This is a genomic window from Amycolatopsis sp. CA-128772, from assembly GCF_002904295.1.
Taxonomy (GTDB): Bacteria; Actinomycetota; Actinomycetes; order Mycobacteriales; family Pseudonocardiaceae; genus Amycolatopsis.
This window is the reverse complement of record NZ_PPHG01000016.1, coordinates 1-15713: the sequence shown is the minus strand read 5'-3', so window position 1 is coordinate 15713 and position 15713 is coordinate 1. Positions and strand designations below refer to the sequence as shown.

General features: G+C 71.6%; 15 protein-coding genes and 1 pseudogene. 6 read left to right on the top strand and 10 right to left on the bottom strand.

The window, feature by feature from the left end; translation table 11 throughout:
• From C2L59_RS06720 to hppD, 4 genes and pseudogenes are all read right to left on the bottom strand, one after another.
• A pseudogene (locus C2L59_RS06720) lies at window positions 1-1785 on the bottom strand (hypothetical protein); the annotation flags it as partial.
• Window positions 1785-2093, bottom strand: a complete 309-nt coding sequence (locus tag C2L59_RS06715; RefSeq protein ID WP_103337020.1) for a type VII secretion target — start codon at window positions 2091-2093, stop codon at window positions 1785-1787. The pseudogene C2L59_RS06720 and the gene C2L59_RS06715, both read right to left, overlap by 1 nt.
• 11 nt (window positions 2094-2104) lie before the next feature.
• Window positions 2105-2653: a YbaB/EbfC family nucleoid-associated protein gene (locus C2L59_RS06710; protein ID WP_199198944.1), complete on the bottom strand. Its 549-nt coding sequence runs from the start codon at window positions 2651-2653 to the stop codon at window positions 2105-2107.
• Window positions 2654-2776: 123 nt separating this feature from the next.
• Entirely contained in the window at window positions 2777-3976 is a 1200-nt protein-coding gene (hppD, locus tag C2L59_RS06705) for a 4-hydroxyphenylpyruvate dioxygenase (RefSeq protein ID WP_103348642.1), read from the bottom strand.
• 108 nt (window positions 3977-4084) lie between these two features.
• On the opposite strand from hppD, the gene C2L59_RS06700 reads away from it, so the two are divergent.
• On the top strand, window positions 4085-4558 hold the full coding sequence (locus C2L59_RS06700; protein WP_103348644.1) for an Lrp/AsnC family transcriptional regulator: 474 nt from the start codon (window positions 4085-4087) through the stop codon (window positions 4556-4558).
• Between the two features lie 65 nt (window positions 4559-4623).
• On the opposite strand, the gene C2L59_RS06695 is transcribed toward C2L59_RS06700, so the two are convergent.
• The 3 genes from C2L59_RS06695 to C2L59_RS06685 all read right to left on the bottom strand — a co-directional run bounded on the left by C2L59_RS06695 (window position 4624) and on the right by C2L59_RS06685 (window position 6628).
• Window positions 4624-5436: an MBL fold metallo-hydrolase gene (locus C2L59_RS06695; RefSeq protein WP_103348641.1), complete on the bottom strand. Its 813-nt coding sequence runs from the start codon at window positions 5434-5436 to the stop codon at window positions 4624-4626.
• A gap of 52 nt (window positions 5437-5488) precedes the next feature.
• Window positions 5489-5989 (bottom strand): transcription elongation factor GreA, encoded by a 501-nt coding sequence (gene greA, locus C2L59_RS06690; RefSeq protein WP_103348640.1) that lies wholly within the window; start codon window positions 5987-5989, stop codon window positions 5489-5491.
• 195 nt (window positions 5990-6184) lie between these two features.
• The gene (locus C2L59_RS06685) at window positions 6185-6628 is read right to left on the bottom strand and encodes a DUF4307 domain-containing protein (RefSeq protein ID WP_103348639.1); all 444 of its coding nucleotides are present in this window, start codon (window positions 6626-6628) and stop codon (window positions 6185-6187) included.
• A gap of 134 nt (window positions 6629-6762) precedes the next feature.
• Between C2L59_RS06685 and mca the strand changes: the two genes are divergently transcribed.
• Together mca and C2L59_RS06675 are read left to right on the top strand one after the other, a co-directional pair.
• The gene (gene mca / locus C2L59_RS06680) at window positions 6763-7695 is read left to right on the top strand and encodes a mycothiol conjugate amidase Mca (protein WP_103348638.1); all 933 of its coding nucleotides are present in this window, start codon (window positions 6763-6765) and stop codon (window positions 7693-7695) included.
• Window positions 7692-8009 carry a hypothetical protein gene (locus C2L59_RS06675; protein ID WP_103348637.1) on the top strand — a complete coding sequence of 106 codons (318 nt, stop codon included), beginning with the start codon at window positions 7692-7694 and terminating at the stop codon, window positions 8007-8009. Before mca ends, C2L59_RS06675 begins: the two co-directional genes overlap by 4 nt.
• Here C2L59_RS06675 and C2L59_RS06670 read toward each other — a convergent pair.
• Complete coding sequence (locus C2L59_RS06670) at window positions 8006-8659, bottom strand: NADPH-dependent F420 reductase (protein WP_103348636.1); 654 nt, start codon at window positions 8657-8659, stop codon at window positions 8006-8008. The genes C2L59_RS06675 and C2L59_RS06670 overlap by 4 nt on opposite strands.
• Before the next feature lie 90 nt (window positions 8660-8749).
• On the opposite strand from C2L59_RS06670, the gene C2L59_RS06665 reads away from it, so the two are divergent.
• Window positions 8750-9085: a helix-turn-helix domain-containing protein gene (locus C2L59_RS06665; RefSeq protein ID WP_103348635.1), complete on the top strand. Its 336-nt coding sequence runs from the start codon at window positions 8750-8752 to the stop codon at window positions 9083-9085.
• Window positions 9086-9090: 5 nt separating this feature from the next.
• Here the strand turns inward: C2L59_RS06665 and C2L59_RS06660 are convergent, their stop codons facing one another.
• Both C2L59_RS06660 and C2L59_RS06655 read right to left on the bottom strand, forming a co-directional pair.
• Entirely contained in the window at window positions 9091-11583 is a 2493-nt protein-coding gene (locus C2L59_RS06660; protein ID WP_103348634.1) for a polynucleotide kinase-phosphatase, read from the bottom strand.
• Window positions 11580-12947 carry a 3' terminal RNA ribose 2'-O-methyltransferase Hen1 gene (locus C2L59_RS06655; protein WP_103348633.1) on the bottom strand — a complete coding sequence of 456 codons (1368 nt, stop codon included), beginning with the start codon at window positions 12945-12947 and terminating at the stop codon, window positions 11580-11582. The genes C2L59_RS06660 and C2L59_RS06655 overlap by 4 nt, the downstream gene beginning before the upstream one ends.
• Before the next feature lie 65 nt (window positions 12948-13012).
• On the opposite strand from C2L59_RS06655, the gene C2L59_RS06650 reads away from it, so the two are divergent.
• On the top strand, window positions 13013-14980 hold the full coding sequence (locus tag C2L59_RS06650; RefSeq protein WP_103348632.1) for a thioredoxin domain-containing protein: 1968 nt from the start codon (window positions 13013-13015) through the stop codon (window positions 14978-14980).
• An 85-nt stretch (window positions 14981-15065) separates the two neighbouring features.
• Window positions 15066-15623, top strand: coding sequence for a hypothetical protein (locus tag C2L59_RS06645; protein ID WP_103348631.1), 558 nt, complete (start codon window positions 15066-15068; stop codon window positions 15621-15623).
• Window positions 15624-15713 lie beyond the last annotated feature (90 nt).

Sequence of the window (15713 nt, the reverse complement as noted above, 5' to 3'; positions counted from 1 at the left end):
CGTGGCCGGGGCGCTGGCCGCGGGCCGGGCGGTGCTGGACAAGCGCGGTGTCGTGGTGGCCGGGGTTCCGGTCCAGCCGCCGCCACCGGAACGCGGCGAACCACCGCCGGCCCCACCACCGGGAGATCCACCACCGGGCGGCATTCCACCCATGGCCGGCTGCCCACCCTGCGGCGGCAGCCCATCCCCGTTGCTGCGCGGCGACGGCACGGAGGTCTCGGCGCCGGTCCGCGGAGCAGCGGGAGCACTCCCGCTGGCCGAAGTGGTCCCATCAACCCGCGGCGGCGCGGCACTGCTCGGGGTATCGGCACCGGGGTGCGCGCCCGGCCCATCAGTCCGCGCGGCGGGCGGAGCGCCCGAACCGGAGTGCGCGGGAGCAGCGCTGCTGTCCCCACCCCGGACGGGTGCCGGGCCACTGTCGCCGACGTGGGACGGGTTGCTGTCTCCGCCCCGGACGGGTGCCGGGCCACTGTCGCCGACGTGGGACGGGTTGCTGTCCCCGCCCCGGACGGGTGCCGGACCACTGTCGCCTACATGCGCCGGTGAGCTGTCCCCGGCCCTGGTCGGCGCGGGATTGCTGTCGCCGACGTGCGACGGGTTGCTGTCCTGGCCCCGGACGGGTGCCGGGCCTCTGTCCCCGACGTGCGACGGCGGGTTATCCCCGGCCCGGGTGGGCGCAGGGCTGCTGTCCCCACCCCGAGCCGCCGCCGGATCGCTGTCGCCAGCATGCGACGGCGTACTCTCCCCGCCGCGCCCCGCCGAAGAACTGTCACCTGAGCGAACCCCCGAAGGACTGCCGTCCTCAGAAAGCCCGTCGCCAGGATGCGAAGGCGAACCGTCCGCCGCGTCCGGCGAATCCCCGTCCGCGTGGTCTCCGGACGATCCGCCCTCCCCGTGAGCGCGCGCATGGACCCCGCCGCCCTCCTTCGGGATCTTCCGGACGAACCCACCTTCCTTGACCTTCAGCCCGTCCAGCCCGCTGACCTTGCCCAGCACCTTGCCGAAGACCTTCGCGATCTTCTCGAACAGGTCCACCAGCTTCGACAGCAGCGGCGACACCTTGCGGATCGTGTCGGTCAGCTTCTTGAGCAGCTCGCCGATCTTCTTGCCCCACTTGGCGATCGCCGCCGTTGCCTGGGCGACCACCACCGGCGTGCCGAAGCCGAGGCTGAAGACCTCCTCCATCACCCACGCGACCAGCTTGCCGACCAGGTCCGCGATCAGCTGCCGCACGGTCTCCCGCACGAACGACACGACCTGGCCCATGATCATCGTGACCGTGCTGATCGCACCCGCCACCGTCGCCGCACCGGACAGCGCGTCCGAATGTTCGGCGGCGAAGGCGCGGTAAGCGTCCGCACCCGCGCCGGTCCAGCCCGTCGTACCGTTCTTGACCGCGTTGTCGAAGTCCGTCTTGCGCTCGCCCAGCGCCTTCGAGACGTTGCCCCAGGTGTCCGCATAGGACTGGATCACCGGCGGGTTGCCCGCCACCGAATCCAGCATGTCCTTCAACGGCTGCACGTGTTCCATCAGGAACGACGCCACCGACGACATCAGGTACCCGAACGGGTCGATCGCCGCGCCGGCGATCTCGCCGGCCAGCGACAGCATGCCGAGGCCGCCGGAAACCCAGTCGCCGTCCTTGATGCCGTTGAACGCGTCCATCGACGACTCGGCGATGCCGATGCCGCCCGCCCAGCCGTAGTCGCCGTTGCCCGCCGTGAACGCGCCCGGCCCGTCCGGGTCCTTCTTCGCCTCCGCGACGAGCGGGTTGCCTTCGGGCATCAAGCACCGTCCACGGACTTGTTCAGGTCGTCGGCGACGCCGCCTTCGTACTTGTGGTAGGCCGCCGCGGCCTCCCGCACCTTGCCGGAGACGGCCGTCATCGCCTGCACGGCGTCCTTGAGCGCGTCGATCCCGTACTGCTCCACCGGGTCGAGCAGCATCCGGAACGGCTGGCAGAGGATGCCGTACGCGTCGGTCGGCATGCTCACCTGGTTCGCCGCGTCGACGGCCTGCTGCAGCCCGTCACCGATGGCGTCGAGCTGCTTGGCGTGCGCCGTCAGGTCGGTGCTGAGTTCCACATCCGTCATCGGTTTCCCCCTCAGGAAAGAATCGGCCCGCCGAAGTCGTCGTCGTCGTCATCGTCGTCGACCGGACGGCGGCGCCGCGGCGGCTGCGGCGCGGACGGCGGCGCGGCCGGTGGCGGCGTGCGCGGCGGCTCCTCGGTGTCCTCCGGCAGGAACCGGCGGACGCGGTCGGGTTCCGGGAACGCCGGCTCGGCCGGCGGTTCCGGGAACGTGCTCTGCGCCTCGCGGACGATCTCGGCCGCGGCCTGGTCGCCGGTGCCCGTGGTCTCGATCATCGCCTGCTGCAGCAGCTCGGGGATCCGCGCCTGCGCCCGCTGGACGAGCTGCATCACCTGCGCCGACACCTCGGCCATCCGCTTGCCCGCCGCCGTCTCGGCGATGACCAGGTTCTTCAGCAGCCCGCGCGAATCGATCGTCACCTGGACGGTGCCGTCCTTCGACCGCTCGGTGACCGTCTGGCCCTGCATGCGATCGGCCAGCGCCTGGTACCGGGCGGCGTTCTCCTCGAGCCGCTGGGTCCAGTTGTCGATCATCGCGTCGCTGGCGTCGATGCTGTCCGGCATCACGGCCCCTTCTCTCTGCTTCCCCACCACTGACGGCTCCGGGCCGCGCACGGTTCCCGCGAAACGTCAAAGGCCACCCTAGGGGACCCGCGGGTCCGCCAGGGTGGCCTTCGCCGAGATGTGTCAGAGGTTGCCGCGGCGCTCCTGCTCACGCTCGATCGCCTCGAACAGCGCCTTGAAGTTGCCCTTGCCGAAGCCGAGCGAGCCGTGCCGCTCGATCAGCTCGTAGAACACGGTCGGGCGGTCGCCGATCGGCTTGGTGAAGATCTGCAGCAGGTAGCCGTCCTCGTCGCGGTCGACCAGGATGCTGTGCTCCTTGAGCGTCTCGATCGGCACGCGGACGTTGCCGATCCGGGCGCGCAGCTCGGGGTCGTCGTAGTAGGAGTCCGGGGTGTCGAGGAACTCGACGCCGGCGGCGCGCATCGCCGTCACGGTGGCGATGATGTCGTTGGTGGCCAGCGCGATGTGCTGGCAGCCGGCACCGTCGTAGAACTCGAGGTACTCGTCGATTTGCGACTTCTTCTTCGCCACGGCCGGCTCGTTCAGCGGGAACTTCACCCGGTGGTTGCCGTTCGAGACGACCTTGCTCATCAGCGCCGAGTACTCGGTCGCGATGTCGTCGCCGACGAACTCCGCCATGTTCACGAAGCCCATGACGCGGTGGTACCAGTCGACCCAGTAGTCCATCTTGCCGAGCTCGACGTTGCCGACGCAGTGGTCGACCGCCTGGAACAGCCGCTTCGGCGCGCCCTCGGGCCGCTTGACCGTGCTCTCGCGCGGCTCGTAGCCGGGCAGGTAGACGCCGTTGTAGCGCGACCGGTCGACCAGCGAGTGGCGGGTTTCGCCGTAGGTCGCGATCGCGGCGACGCGCACGGTGCCGTGCTCGTCGGAGACGTCGTGCGGCTCCTCGAGGATGGTCGCGCCCTGCGCGCGGGCGTGCTCGACGCACTTGTCGACGTCGGTGGTCTCCAGCGCCAGGTCGATGACGCCGTCGCCGTGCTTGCGGTGGTGGTCCAGCAGCGGCGAGTCCGGCTTCACACCGCCGGTGATGACGAACCGGGCCGAGCCGGACTTCAGCACGTAGGACTTGCGCTCGAAGACGCCGGTCTCGGGTCCCGAGTACGCGACGAGCTGCATCCCGAACGCGATCTGGTAGTACCAGGCGGTCTGGGTGGCGTTGCCGGCGATGAACACCACCGCGTCCATGGCCTTGACCGGGAACGGGTCGGTCGAGGCGTCGTGGTCCACGAGCCCGACGAGCTGACGCAGCTGGTCGTAGCTGACGTCGTCGAGTGCACCCTGGGGTTCGGCAGTCTGGGTCATACCCGAAGGATCATCCCTTCGAGGCAAGATGCGCAATGGTCTCTGATTTTGCTGGACAAGTTGACCGGTGTCTGCCCGGTAGCGGCGGTCATCGTGGACAATCTGTGCATGTCCGAGAACCTCGATGCGCTGGATGCGCGACTGCTGTTGCTGCTCACGGACTCCCCGCGCTTGGGGGTCCTGGAGTGCGCGCGCCGGCTGGGTGTCGCCCGCGGCACGGTCCAAGCGCGCTTGGACCGCCTCACCGAGCGCGGCATCCTCGGCGGCTTCCCGCCGGAGCTGGACCTGGCGGCGATGGGCTACGGCCTGACGGCGTTCGCGTGGCTGGAGATCGCCCAAGGGCGTCGCACGGAGGTGACGGAGGCGTTGGCGGCGATCGACGAGGTCTGCGAGGTCCACGCGACGACCGGCCAGGGGGACCTGTTCGTCCGCATGGTCGCGCGCGGCAACGACGACCTGCAGCGGGTGATCGACAAGGTCGTCGGGGTGGCGGACGTGCTGCGGACGTCGACGTCGATCGCGTTGTCGACGCCGGTGCCGCCGCGGGTCCGCCCCCTGCTCGAACGCACCGCGCGGAGCTGACCCAAGCGGCACTTTCACGTGAAAGTGACCACTTGGGGGCGGCACTTTCGCGTGAAGTGCCGCTCTCAGGCTTCGTCGGTGACGTGGGCCAGGTAGCGCTCGGCCGAGCGCTGGACGACCTCGAAGCCGTCGGTGCGCACGATCGCGTCCCACCAGGCGCCGTAGATCGCCTCGAAGCGGTAGCCGGCCAGCAGTTCCGCCGCGCGGCGGACCACGCTCGGGCGCTCCGGGACCAGGTTCGGGTAGCTGTACATGAAGCCGACGTGCGTGCGGTCCGGGATCACCTGCACGATGTCACCGGACAGCAGCGCGCCCTGGCCGTTTTCGCCGTCCGGCCAGTGCAGGACCGTGCCGCCGTCGAAGTGCACGCCGAGGTTGATCAGCCGCAGGTCGTCGGCGACGTCGAGGGTGGTGCCGGACCACAGCTTCACCGCGGGGCCGGGCCGGCCGATCCACTGCTGGTCGGCTTCGTGCAGGTAGACCGGCACGTCGAACGCGCGGGCCCACTCGACCATCGTCGTGTAGTAGTGCGGGTGGCTGATCGCGATACCGGTGATCCCGCCCAGGTCGCGGACCTGCGCCACCAGCGCGTCGTCGAGGTACGCCGCGCAGTCCCAGAGGAAGTTCCCGGACCGGGCCCGCACCAGCAGCGCGCGCTGGCCGATCGCGAACCCCGGGTTCGAGCCGACGCCGGTGATGCCGGGGCCCTGCTCCTCGATCCGCGGGGTGTAGGTGCCGCTTTCACGGAGCGTGGCCAGGTTCGTCCACTGCTGCCCGGACTGCGGGACGTACTGGCGTTCGTCCTCGCAGATCGGGCAGTTCTCGCGGGCCTCGGCGTACTGCATGCCGCAGGCCAGGCACATCGGTTCCGTGCTCACAGCTGTGTCCTCCCAGAATGAGGATCCTGGGAGGACACGCTAGCCGCGGACGTCAGGCGTCGGTGTACGGAACCGCCTTGACGAGCGTCACCTTCTGAACCTTGCCGTTGGGCAGCTCGTACTCGCGGGCCTCGCCCTCCTTGGCACCGAGCAGGGCCTTGCCCAGCGGTGACTCGGGGGAGTACACGTCGAGCTCGCCCTCGGCGCCCTCTTCGCGGGTGGCGAGCAGGAACTTCTCGTCCTCGTCGTCACCTTCGTAGCGGACGGTGAGCACCTTGCCGGGGCCGGCGGTGCCGTCGTTCGCGGGCGCTTCGCCGACCTTGGCCGAGCGCAGCAGCTCCTGCAGGTGCCGGATGCGCGCTTCGGCCTGGCCCTGCTCCTCGCGAGCCGCGTGGTAACCCCCGTTTTCCTTGAGGTCACCTTCTTCGCGGCTGTCGTTGATGCGCGCGGCGATGACCGGCCGATTCTCGATCATTTCGTCGAGCTCGTGCTTGAGCCGGTCGTAGGCATCCTGGGTGAGCCAGGTCACCTTGGTGTCGCTCACGGTCACCATCTCCTCGTCGGGCCTGCCAGGCTTGCGTGTTCAAGCCGGCCCACGCGGGCCTAGGTGCCCGCGTGGCTGAGATAAAGGAAAAACACGGCCCGTCGCGGACCGTGCTGAGGGGTCAGAGTATCACGGCGCGAGAGGTCGACGCCCGTTATTTCCCCGCACCCTGGGCGTTGAGCGCGCGGTTCACCCCGTTGGCCGCTATGGGGTTGACAGATAGCGTGGTATGTCGTACGAGCAGCCGAATACGTCTGCAGTAACCGGTTCGCCGATGCTCTTGATCGTCGTGCTGATCCGGTTGTACTTGCCGCCGACGGGGATCAGGAGCTCTTTGCGGCCGCTCTCGGCGCCGGTCCTGTCGCGGACGCGGACGACGCACACGCCCGGCCTGCTGTCGTCGTCTCGGGTGACGTTCAGGGTGATTTCCATCGCGTTGCCCGGTTTCGCGCTGAACGCGATGCGCTCGGCGTCGATCGGCGCCGACCCGAGGTTGACGTAGGCGACCCACGCGATCAGGCCGCTGACCAGCAGGGCGATGGCCAGGAAGAGCCAGCGCCGCCACCGCCGGGACGGTGTGGCGCGCTGGGTGCCGTACCGGTCCGCGAGCAGCGCGGGCGCTGCCGTTTCCGCCGGTCCGCCTGCCAACCCGGGCCTCCTGCTCGTTCTTGTCGTACCCGCGGGGACAATGGTGACGCGGGTACGTCCCGAGTATCCGCCCGCTGGGTGGGCGGCCCGCAGGTGGGTCGCGGAATAAGGGCAGAAGGGGAGTCGTTCGGAGCATGGTGGAAGCCGACGAGATGGGGAACACCGCCAACCCGCGCCTGCGCATGATGGCCGTGCACGCGCACCCTGACGACGAGTCGAGCAAGGGTGCCGCCACGATGGCGCGCTACGCCGCCGAGGGGCACGAGGTGCTCGTCGTGACGTGCACCGGGGGCGAGGCCGGCAGCATCCTGAACCCGGCCATGGACCGGCCCGACGTGCTGGCGAACATGACCGAGATCCGCCGTGAGGAGATGGCCCGCGCGGCCAAGATCCTCGGCGTGAGCCAGCGCTGGCTGGGCTTCGTCGACTCCGGCCTGCCGGAGGGCGACCCGCTGCCGCCGGTGCCCGAGGGGTCGTTCGCGGTCGTCCCGCTGGAGGAGTCCACCGAGGCGCTGGTGCGCGTGATCCGGGAGTTCCGCCCGCACGTGATCACCACCTACGACGAGAACGGCGGCTACCCGCACCCCGACCACATCCGCACCCACGAGGTGTCGATGGCGGCGTGGGACGCGGCGCCGGACCCGGAACGCTTCCCCGACGCCGGCGAGCCGTGGCAGCCGCTGAAGCTGTACTACATGCACGGCTTCTCGCGCGCCCGGATGCTGGCCTTCGACTCGGCGCTGAAGGAGGCCGGGCTGGAGTCGCCGTACACCGAGTGGCTGGCCAAGTGGGACCCGGACAAGGCCGATGTGCTGGAGCGGGTGACGACCCGCGTCGAGTGCGGTGAATACTTCGAGGTGCGGGACGAGGCGCTCAAGGCGCACGCCACGCAGATCGACCCGACCAGCCGCTGGTTCGCCGTGCCACTGGAGATGCAGCGCGAGACCTGGCCGACCGAGGAGTACGAGCTGGTCAAGTCGCTGGTCGACAGCACGTTGCCGGAGGACGACCTGTTCGCCGGCATCGCGGGCCCGGAGCAGGGCACTGAGGAGAAGGTGAACACATGAGTCTGACGCTGCCGGCCGGCGTGGCGCTTCCGGTGACCGCGTCGGTCCTCGTCCTGACGCAGCAGCCGGGCAACGGCGACAACGGCGGGCAGGGGGAGGACTTCGGCAAGTCGTCCCCGGTCGGCTTCCTGGTGCTGATCCTGTTCCTCATCGCGGTGGCCTTCCTGGTCCGCTCGATGACGAAGCACCTCAAGCGCGTCCCGGCCAGCTTCGACGACCCGCCCGCCGCGGAGGCGCCGGAGCAGGCCGAGGTCGAGGAGCCCAAGGCGGCCGAGAAGCCCGTGAAGGACTCCTCGGCCACCAAGGCCGACTAGCCCGAGCTCCCTGCGCGAAGGAGCCCGGGGTCCACGTCCGGGACCGCGAAGCGCGGGTTCGCGCCGGCTGCGACCAGCCGGATCACGAAGCCGGCGGCTTCCTCGGCCTGCCGGGCCGCGGCGAGGCCGCCCACCACCGCGGTCCGCGCGCCGAGGTCGCGGACCAGTGCGGCCGTCCGGTTCAGGGCGCCGGTGTCGTCGCCGCAGAGCGCGACCACCGGTGACGCTTCCCGCTCGCCGGTGAACGGCCAGGACGCCCCGGCGAACAAGTGCAGGGCCTTGACCACGTGGGCGCCGGCCGCGATGTCGGCGACCAGTTCGGCGGCCGACCCGGTCTCCGGGAGCAGGCGCCCGGTCGCGTAGTCCACGGCGTTGGTGCAGTCGACGACGGTCTTGCCCGCCAGCGTCCCCGCCGCCGCGCCGACGAGCCTCAACGCCTCCGCCAGCCCGTCCCAGGCGATCGCCACCACGATGGCCTCGCCCGCGAGCCGGCCCGGGTCGACCGGCGTCGCGGCGGCCCCGATCCGCTGCGCGGCGGCCTTCGCGCGATCGGGGTCGCGGCCGGTGACCGCGATCGAGTGCCCGGCGCTCGCCCACGCGCTCCCCAGCGCCACCGCGAGGTTCCCGGTCCCCAGCAGTCCGATCTTCACCTTGGTCTCCTTCGTCTCGTGAGGTTTCACTGCGACGCTAAGAAACCGGTTCCCACCAATCGGTAGGAGCGCGGGTGGCAGGCTGGACCGGTGAACGAACAGGGCTGCGAGACCTTCGTTTCGGACTGCCACGTCCGAGCCGCGGTCGAACTCGTCAGGCACACGTGGGACCCGGTCGTCGTCTCCGCGCTGCGGATGGGACCGACCCGGCGCAGCACCCTCCTGGACCGCATCGCCGGGGTGAGCGACAAGGTGCTGACCGAGTCACTCCGGCGCCTGGCCTCCCACGGCCTGGTCGCGCGGACGCCACACGCAGGGGCCGTCTACGAACTCACGCCGTTGGGGGCGTCCTTCGCCGGCGGCCCCTTGGCGCACCTCGCGGAGTGGGCCGCCGAGAACCAGGGTGCCCTCGCCTCGACGGCCTGACCCGCTCACAGCCGCGGGTCCACCGGGTCCGACTCCAGCGCGAGCACCGCGAACACGCACTCGTGCACCCGCCACAGCGGCTCGCCCCGCGCGACGCGCTCCAGGGCCTCCAGCCCCAGCGCGTACTCGCGCAGCGCCAGCGTGCGCTTGCGGTTGAGCCCGCGCTTGCGCAGCCGCTCCAGGTTGGCCGGAAGCGTGTAGTCCGGGCCGTAGATGATCCGCAGGTACTCGCGCCCGCGCACCTTCACCCCCGGCTGGACCAGGCCGCGCGGGCCGCGGGTCAGGTTGCCCGCCGGCTTGACCACCATGCCTTCGCCGCCCGCGGCCGTCAGCTCCTCCCACCACGAGACGCCCCGGGCCACGGACCCGGCGTCGGTCAGGTCGACCGCCAGCGTCCGGGTCCGCTGGAACCGCGGTCCGCGCAACTGCTCCAGCGAAGACAGGTGCCACGCGTGCGGCCGGTCGTGGTAGGCCGTCCCTTCGGACGCCAGCAGCTGGAACGGCGCCAGCCGCACCCCGTCCAGGCCCGACGTCGGCCAGCAGTAGCGCCGGTACGCCGCCCGATATGCGTCCACAGTGGACGATCGGGATGCCGTCCGCGCCAGCAGCTCGGTGACGTCGATGCCCCGCGCGGCCGCGGTCGCCATGGCCGAGACGGCCGACGGCAGCACCGCCTGGGCCGCCGCGCCCACCGACGCGTACTGGTCCGAGATCAGCGAACCGGCCTTCGCGCTCCACGGCAGCAGCTCGGCGTCGAGCAGCAACCAGCCCGAGTCCAGCTCCTCGAACAGCCCGGCCGCCGCCGTGCGCACGTCCGCCAGCAGCTCGGCGTTCTGCGCCGGCGAGAAGAACGGGCGTCCAGTCCGCGTGTACACCGCGCCACCGCCGTGGATGCCGAAGCGCCGGTACGCGACTTCGTCGTCGCGGCAGACCAGCACGACGGCCCGCGAGCCCATGTGCTTCTCTTCGCACAGCACGGCTTCGACCCCGGCCGCCCGGTATTCGGCGAACGCCTCTTCCGGGTGCTCCAGGTGGTCGGCGCGGGACGACGTCGAACACGGCGCCATCGTCGGCGGCAGGTACGCCAGCCAGCGCGGGTCGACCGCGAACCGGCTCATCACCTCCAGCGCCGCCGCCGCCTGCTCCGCCGAGACGCCGACCCGGCCGTGGTGCGCGGTCTGCACGATCCGCTTGCCGGTGACGTCGGCCAGTTCCAGCACCGCCGGCTCACGGCCACCCAGCGGCCGCGCAGCGTCGAGCGGACGCGTCGGCTCGTACCAGACCCGGTGCGCCTCCACCGAGACGACTTCGCGCTCGGGGTAGCGCAACGCGGTCAGCTTGCCGCCGAACACGGCGCCGGTGTCGAGGCACATCGTGTTGTTGACCCACTCCGGCTCCAGCGTCGGCGTGTGCCCGTAGAGGACCATCGCGGACCCGCGGTAGTCGCGGGCCCACGGCAGCCGCACCGGCAGGCCGTACTCGTCGGTCTCGCCGGTCGTGTCGCCGTAGAGCGCCATGCTGCGCACCCGCCCGGACGCGCGCCCGTGGTACCGCTCGGGCAGCCCGGCGTGCGCGACGACGAGCTTGCCGCCGTCGAGGACGTAGTGCGCGATCAGCCCGTCGCAGAATTCGTGCGCCGCCCGCCGGAACTCTTCGGTTTCCGCGGCGAGCTGCTCCAGCGACTCGGCGAGCCCGTGCGCGACGTTGACCTTCCGGCCGTGCAGCGCGCGCACCAGCTTCTGCTCGTGGTTCCCGCAGACGACCAGCGCGTTGCCGGACGACGCCATCGCCATCACGCGCCGCAGCACGCCCGGGGTGTCCGGGCCGCGGTCGACGAGGTCGCCGACGAACACCGCCGTCCGCCCGTCCGGGTGCACGCCGTCGGCGTACCCCAGCTCGGCCAGCAGCTCCTCGAGCTCGGCCGCGCAGCCGTGGACGTCGCCGATCACGTCGAACGGCCCGGTCAGCGCGCGCTTGTCGTTGCGCAGCGGCTCGACGACGATCTCGGCTTCGGCCACCTCGGCTTCGGAGCGCAGCACGTGCACGCGCCGGAAACCCTCGCGCTCCAGCGACTTCAGCGACCGTTGCAGCTCGCCGCGCTGCCGGCGGACCACGTGGTCGCCGAAGTCGCGGTCCGGCCGCCCGGCGTTGCGGGCGACGCAGACGCCGACCGGCAGGTCGAGCACGATCGCCGTCGGCAGCACGTCGTGCTCCTTCGCCAGCTTCACCAGGCTCGCCCGCGAAGCGCGTTGGACGTTCGTCGCGTCGATGACGGTCGTCCGCCCGGCGGCGAGCCGCTTCGCCGCGATGTAGTGCAGCGCGTCGAAGGCGTCGGCGCTGGCCGACTGGTCGTTCTCGTCGTCGGCGACGAGCCCGCGGAAGAAGTCGCTGGAGAGCACCTGGGTGGGCGCGAAGTGGGCGCGCGCGAACGTCGACTTGCCGGAGCCGGAAGCGCCGACGAGCACGACGAGCGCCATGTCGGGGACGGTCAGCTTCACGCGGCCACCTCCTCTCGGGTCGTGAAGACCGCCAGTTGGGTCGGCGGTCCCGATTCCTGGTCCTCCGGTCCGATCGGCAGGTACCGGACGTCGTAGCCGCGCCGGGTCGCGACGCCGTCCGCCCAGGCGCGGAACTCGGCCCGGGTCCATTCGAACCGGTGGTCGGCGTGCCGGAAATGCCCCATCGGCAGGAACTCGAACAGCCGGTTGTACTCCGCGTTGGGCGTCGTGACGAGCACTGTGCGCGGCGCCGCGACGCCGAACACGGCGTGCTCCAGCGCCGGGAGCCGTTCCTCGTCGACGTGTTCGACGACCTCCATGAGCACGGCGGCGTCGAACCCGGCCAGCGCCGGGTCGGCGTAGGTCAGCGCAGATTGCCGCAGCGTGACGCGGGAGTTGTCCTTCAGCCGCTTCTCCGCGATGTTCAACGCGCTGCTCGACACGTCCACGCCGACGATCTCGGTGAACGACCGCTCCTGCTCGAGGACGCGCAGCAGCGCGCCGGAGCCGCAGCCGAGGTCCAGCACGCGCTGGGCGCCGGCGGCCCGCAGCGCGGCGAGCACACTGCCGTGGCGCTGCGACGCGAGGCTCTCCGGCTTGTCCGGCACGTCCGTGACCAGCGCTTCGGCCTCCGCCGGGACGTCGTCCGCCTCAGCCAGCCGCGAGAGCGCGTACGCCACGACCGGCCGGCGCCGCTCGAGGTAGCGGTTCGTGATGAGCGTCCGCTCGGGGTGCCCGGCGAGCCAGCCGTCGCCGGCGCGCAGCAGCTTGTCGGCCTCGTCCTGGCCGACCCAGTAGTGTTTGTCGCCGTCGAGCGCGGGCAGCAGCACGTACAGGTGGCGCAGCGCGTCGGCGACCCGCTGGGTGCCGGTGAGCGTCAGGTCGACGTAGCGGCTGTCGCCCCACTGCGGGAATTCGGGATCGAGCGGGATCGGCGTGGCCGAAACGCGCCAGCCGAGCGGCTCGAACAGCTTGTGCACGACCTCGGCCCCACCGCGAGCGGACAGCGACGGCACCCGGATCTCCAGGTCGAAGGGCTCGTCGACCAGCTCCGGCCGCGCCGAGCACCGGCCCGCGAGCGCCGTCGTGAAGGCGGCCCGCAGCGCGACCGCGAGGTACGAGCCCCCGGCGTACGGCCGGTCGTTGACGTACTGCGTCAGCGACGTCCCGCCCCCGCGGACGAGTTCGACGGGATCGATCTCGACGAACAGCGCCGCGGTGCACCGGCCGGGCCCGGCTTCGGGGTAGAAGACGTGCGCGGTCCCGGCCGAAAGCGCGACCGACTGCGCCTTCTCCGGGTGCTTGTGCAGGAGGAACCCCAGGTCGGTGGCGGGGGTCCGGGTCGTCGTGATCGTCAGCAACACCGGCCCAGTGTGGCGGAGCGGCCGGTGACCGCGCGCCCGGTTTTCCCGGGTGCGACCCTGGATCCATGAACCGCCTCGCCAGCGCGACCAGCCCGTACCTGCTCCAGCACGCCGACAACCCGGTCGATTGGTGGCAGTGGGGACCCGACGCGCTCGCCGAGGCGCGCCGGCGGAACGTGCCGATCCTGCTTTCGGTCGGCTACGCCGCCTGCCACTGGTGCCACGTCATGGCGCACGAGTCGTTCGAGGATGCCGGGACAGCGGCCCTGATGAACGGGCACTTCGTCAACATCAAGGTCGACCGCGAGGAGCGGCCGGACATCGACGCGGTGTACATGGCCGCCACCCAGGCGATGACCGGGCAGGGCGGCTGGCCGATGACCTGCTTCCTGACTCCGGACGGCGAGCCGTTCCACTGCGGCACCTACTACCCGCCGTCGCCGCGGCCGGGCCTGCCGTCGTTCCGGCAGCTGCTGGCCGCCGTCGCCGAGGCGTGGCAGGAGCGGCCGGCCGAGCTGCTGGACGGCGCCAAGCAGATCGTCGCCCACCTCGCCGAGCAGACCGGGCCGCTCCAGGAGTCCGTTGTGGACGAAGCCGTGCTGGCCGGCGCGGTCGGGAAGCTCCAGCAGGAGGCGGACCCCGTCAACGGCGGATTCGGCCGCGCGCCGAAGTTCCCGCCGTCGATGGTCCTGGAGTTCCTGCTGCGCCACCACGAGCGCACGGGATCTTCGGTCGCACTGTCTCTTGTGGACTCGACCGCGGAGGCGATGGCTCGCGGCGGTTTGTACGACCAGCTGGCGGGAGGCTTCGCGCGCTACTCCGTCGACGCGGAGTGGATCGTGCCGCATTTCGAGAAGATGTTGTACGACAACGCGTTGCTGCTGCGCTTCTACGCCCACCTCTGGCGGCGCACCGGCTCGGCGACGGCGTTGCGCGTCGCCACCGGGACGGCCCAGTTCCTGTTCGACAGCCTGCGGACTCCCGGGGGCGGGTTCGCGTCTTCGCTGGACGCCGACACCGACGGCGTCGAAGGCATGACGTACGTCTGGACGCCGTCACAGCTGCGCGAGGTGGTCGGTGACGACTCCGCCGCCGAGCTTTTCGGCGTGACACCCGAAGGGACCTTCGAGGAGGGCGCCTCGACGTTGCGCCTGTTCGGCGACCTGCCGGAGCCGTTGCGCGTCAAGCTGTTGGAAGAGCGCGCGAAGCGGCCGCAGCCGGGCCGGGACGACAAGGTGATCGCGTCCTGGAACGGCCTGGCGATCACGGCACTGGCCGAGGCCGGTGTTGCCCTGGATCGTCCACAGTGGATCGACTGGGCCCGCCAGGCGGCCGAGCTGCTGCTGCGGGTGCACGTCGTCGACGGACGGCTGCGGCGCAGCTCACGCGACGGCGTCGTCGGCGAATCCGCCGGGGTGCTGGAGGACTACGCCTGCGTCGCCGACGGCTTCCTGGCGCTGCACCAGGCGACCGGCGACGCGAAATGGCTCACCGAAGCGACCTGGCTGCTCGACCTGGCGTTGGCGCGCTTCGCGTCCCCGGAGGTCCCGGGCGCGTACTTCGACACGGCCGACGACGCCGAAACGCTGGTCCAGCGCCCGGCCGACCCGGGCGACAACGCGAGCCCGTCGGGGGCGTCCGCACTGACCGGGGCGCTGCTGACGGCGTCCGCGCTCGCGGGGTACGACAGCGCGGCGCGCTACCGGGAGGCGGCTGAGCAGGCGCTGCGGCGGGCCGGGGTACTGGCCGGGCGGGTGCCGCGGTTCGCAGGGCACTGGCTGTCGGTGGCTGAGGCGCTGCACGCCGGCCCGGTCCAGGTCGCGGTGGTGGGCGACGACGCCGCGCTGCGCCTGGCCGCGGCCCGGGGCGTGCACGGCGGCGGCATCGTCCTGGCCGGCGAACCGGACGCGCCGGGCGTCCCGCTGCTGGCCGACCGCCCGCTGGTGGGCGGCGCCCCGGCGGCGTACGTCTGCCGGGGGTACGTCTGCGACCGCCCGGTCACGTCCGCCGGGGAGCTGACGGCCCAGCTCTGATCGCCCTGGGTGAACGCGGTGTCTGTGCGCGTGGTTTCGGCGTAACTTCGGTAGCGTTGTAATCATGTAATCGCGGAGGTGCGACATGGGACGGGGATGGCGAGGAGGCCGCGGCTGGCAGCAGGCCGAGGTCCCACCGGCGGACGACGCGGCGGCCTGGTTCGGCGGCCGCCTGCCCGACGGCTGGTTCACGGGCGCACCGGAGGTGACGGTCGACCGCGAAGAGATCATCGTGGTGGGCGAGCTCCCGGCTTTGACGGAGGAGTACCCGGACGACGCAGCCCGCGCGGCGGCCGAAGAGGGCCGCATCAGCAGGTACCGCGAGGAGACGCGCGACGAGCGCATCGAGATCGCCCGCCAGGCGGAGCACCGGTACCAGCGCAAGGTGGCCTGGGGCGCGCGCCTGGGTGGAACGACGGCGCTGTTCACCACGCACTCGGCCCCGGTGATGACGCGGTTGCGCCAGCCGGAGCGCCTGGTACTGGACACCCTGGTGGATGCGGGCGTGGCCCGTTCCCGCTCGGACGCACTGGCGTGGGCGGTACGCCTGGTCGGCCAGCACGCGGACAGCTGGCTGGCCGAGCTACGGGAGGCGATGACCAAGGTGGACGATCTGCGCTCGAAGGGGCCGGACTTGGGGTGAGCGGGCGGGGCGCGGGGTGCTGCCAAGGCGGCACCCCGCACCCCGCGCGGCCCGGCCACACGCCCCGCCGCCCGCACCCGCACCCCGCCG

Bases quoted from the DNA above. Each gene is read 5' to 3' on its own strand.
- C2L59_RS06715 (WP_103337020.1), bottom strand. From the start codon at position 2,093: ATGACGGATGTGGAACTCAGCACCGACCTGACGGCGCACGCCAAGCAG.
- C2L59_RS06710 (WP_199198944.1), bottom strand. From the start codon at position 2,653: ATGCCGGACAGCATCGACGCCAGCGACGCGATGATCGACAACTGGACC.
- hppD (WP_103348642.1), bottom strand. From the start codon at position 3,976: ATGACCCAGACTGCCGAACCCCAGGGTGCACTCGACGACGTCAGCTAC.
- C2L59_RS06700 (WP_103348644.1), top strand. From the start codon at position 4,085: ATGTCCGAGAACCTCGATGCGCTGGATGCGCGACTGCTGTTGCTGCTC.
- greA (WP_103348640.1), bottom strand. From the start codon at position 5,989: ATGGTGACCGTGAGCGACACCAAGGTGACCTGGCTCACCCAGGATGCC.
- mca (WP_103348638.1), top strand. From the start codon at position 6,763: ATGGTGGAAGCCGACGAGATGGGGAACACCGCCAACCCGCGCCTGCGC.
- C2L59_RS06675 (WP_103348637.1), top strand. From the start codon at position 7,692: ATGAGTCTGACGCTGCCGGCCGGCGTGGCGCTTCCGGTGACCGCGTCG.
- C2L59_RS06650 (WP_103348632.1), top strand. From the start codon at position 13,013: ATGAACCGCCTCGCCAGCGCGACCAGCCCGTACCTGCTCCAGCACGCC.
- C2L59_RS06645 (WP_103348631.1), top strand. From the start codon at position 15,066: ATGGGACGGGGATGGCGAGGAGGCCGCGGCTGGCAGCAGGCCGAGGTC.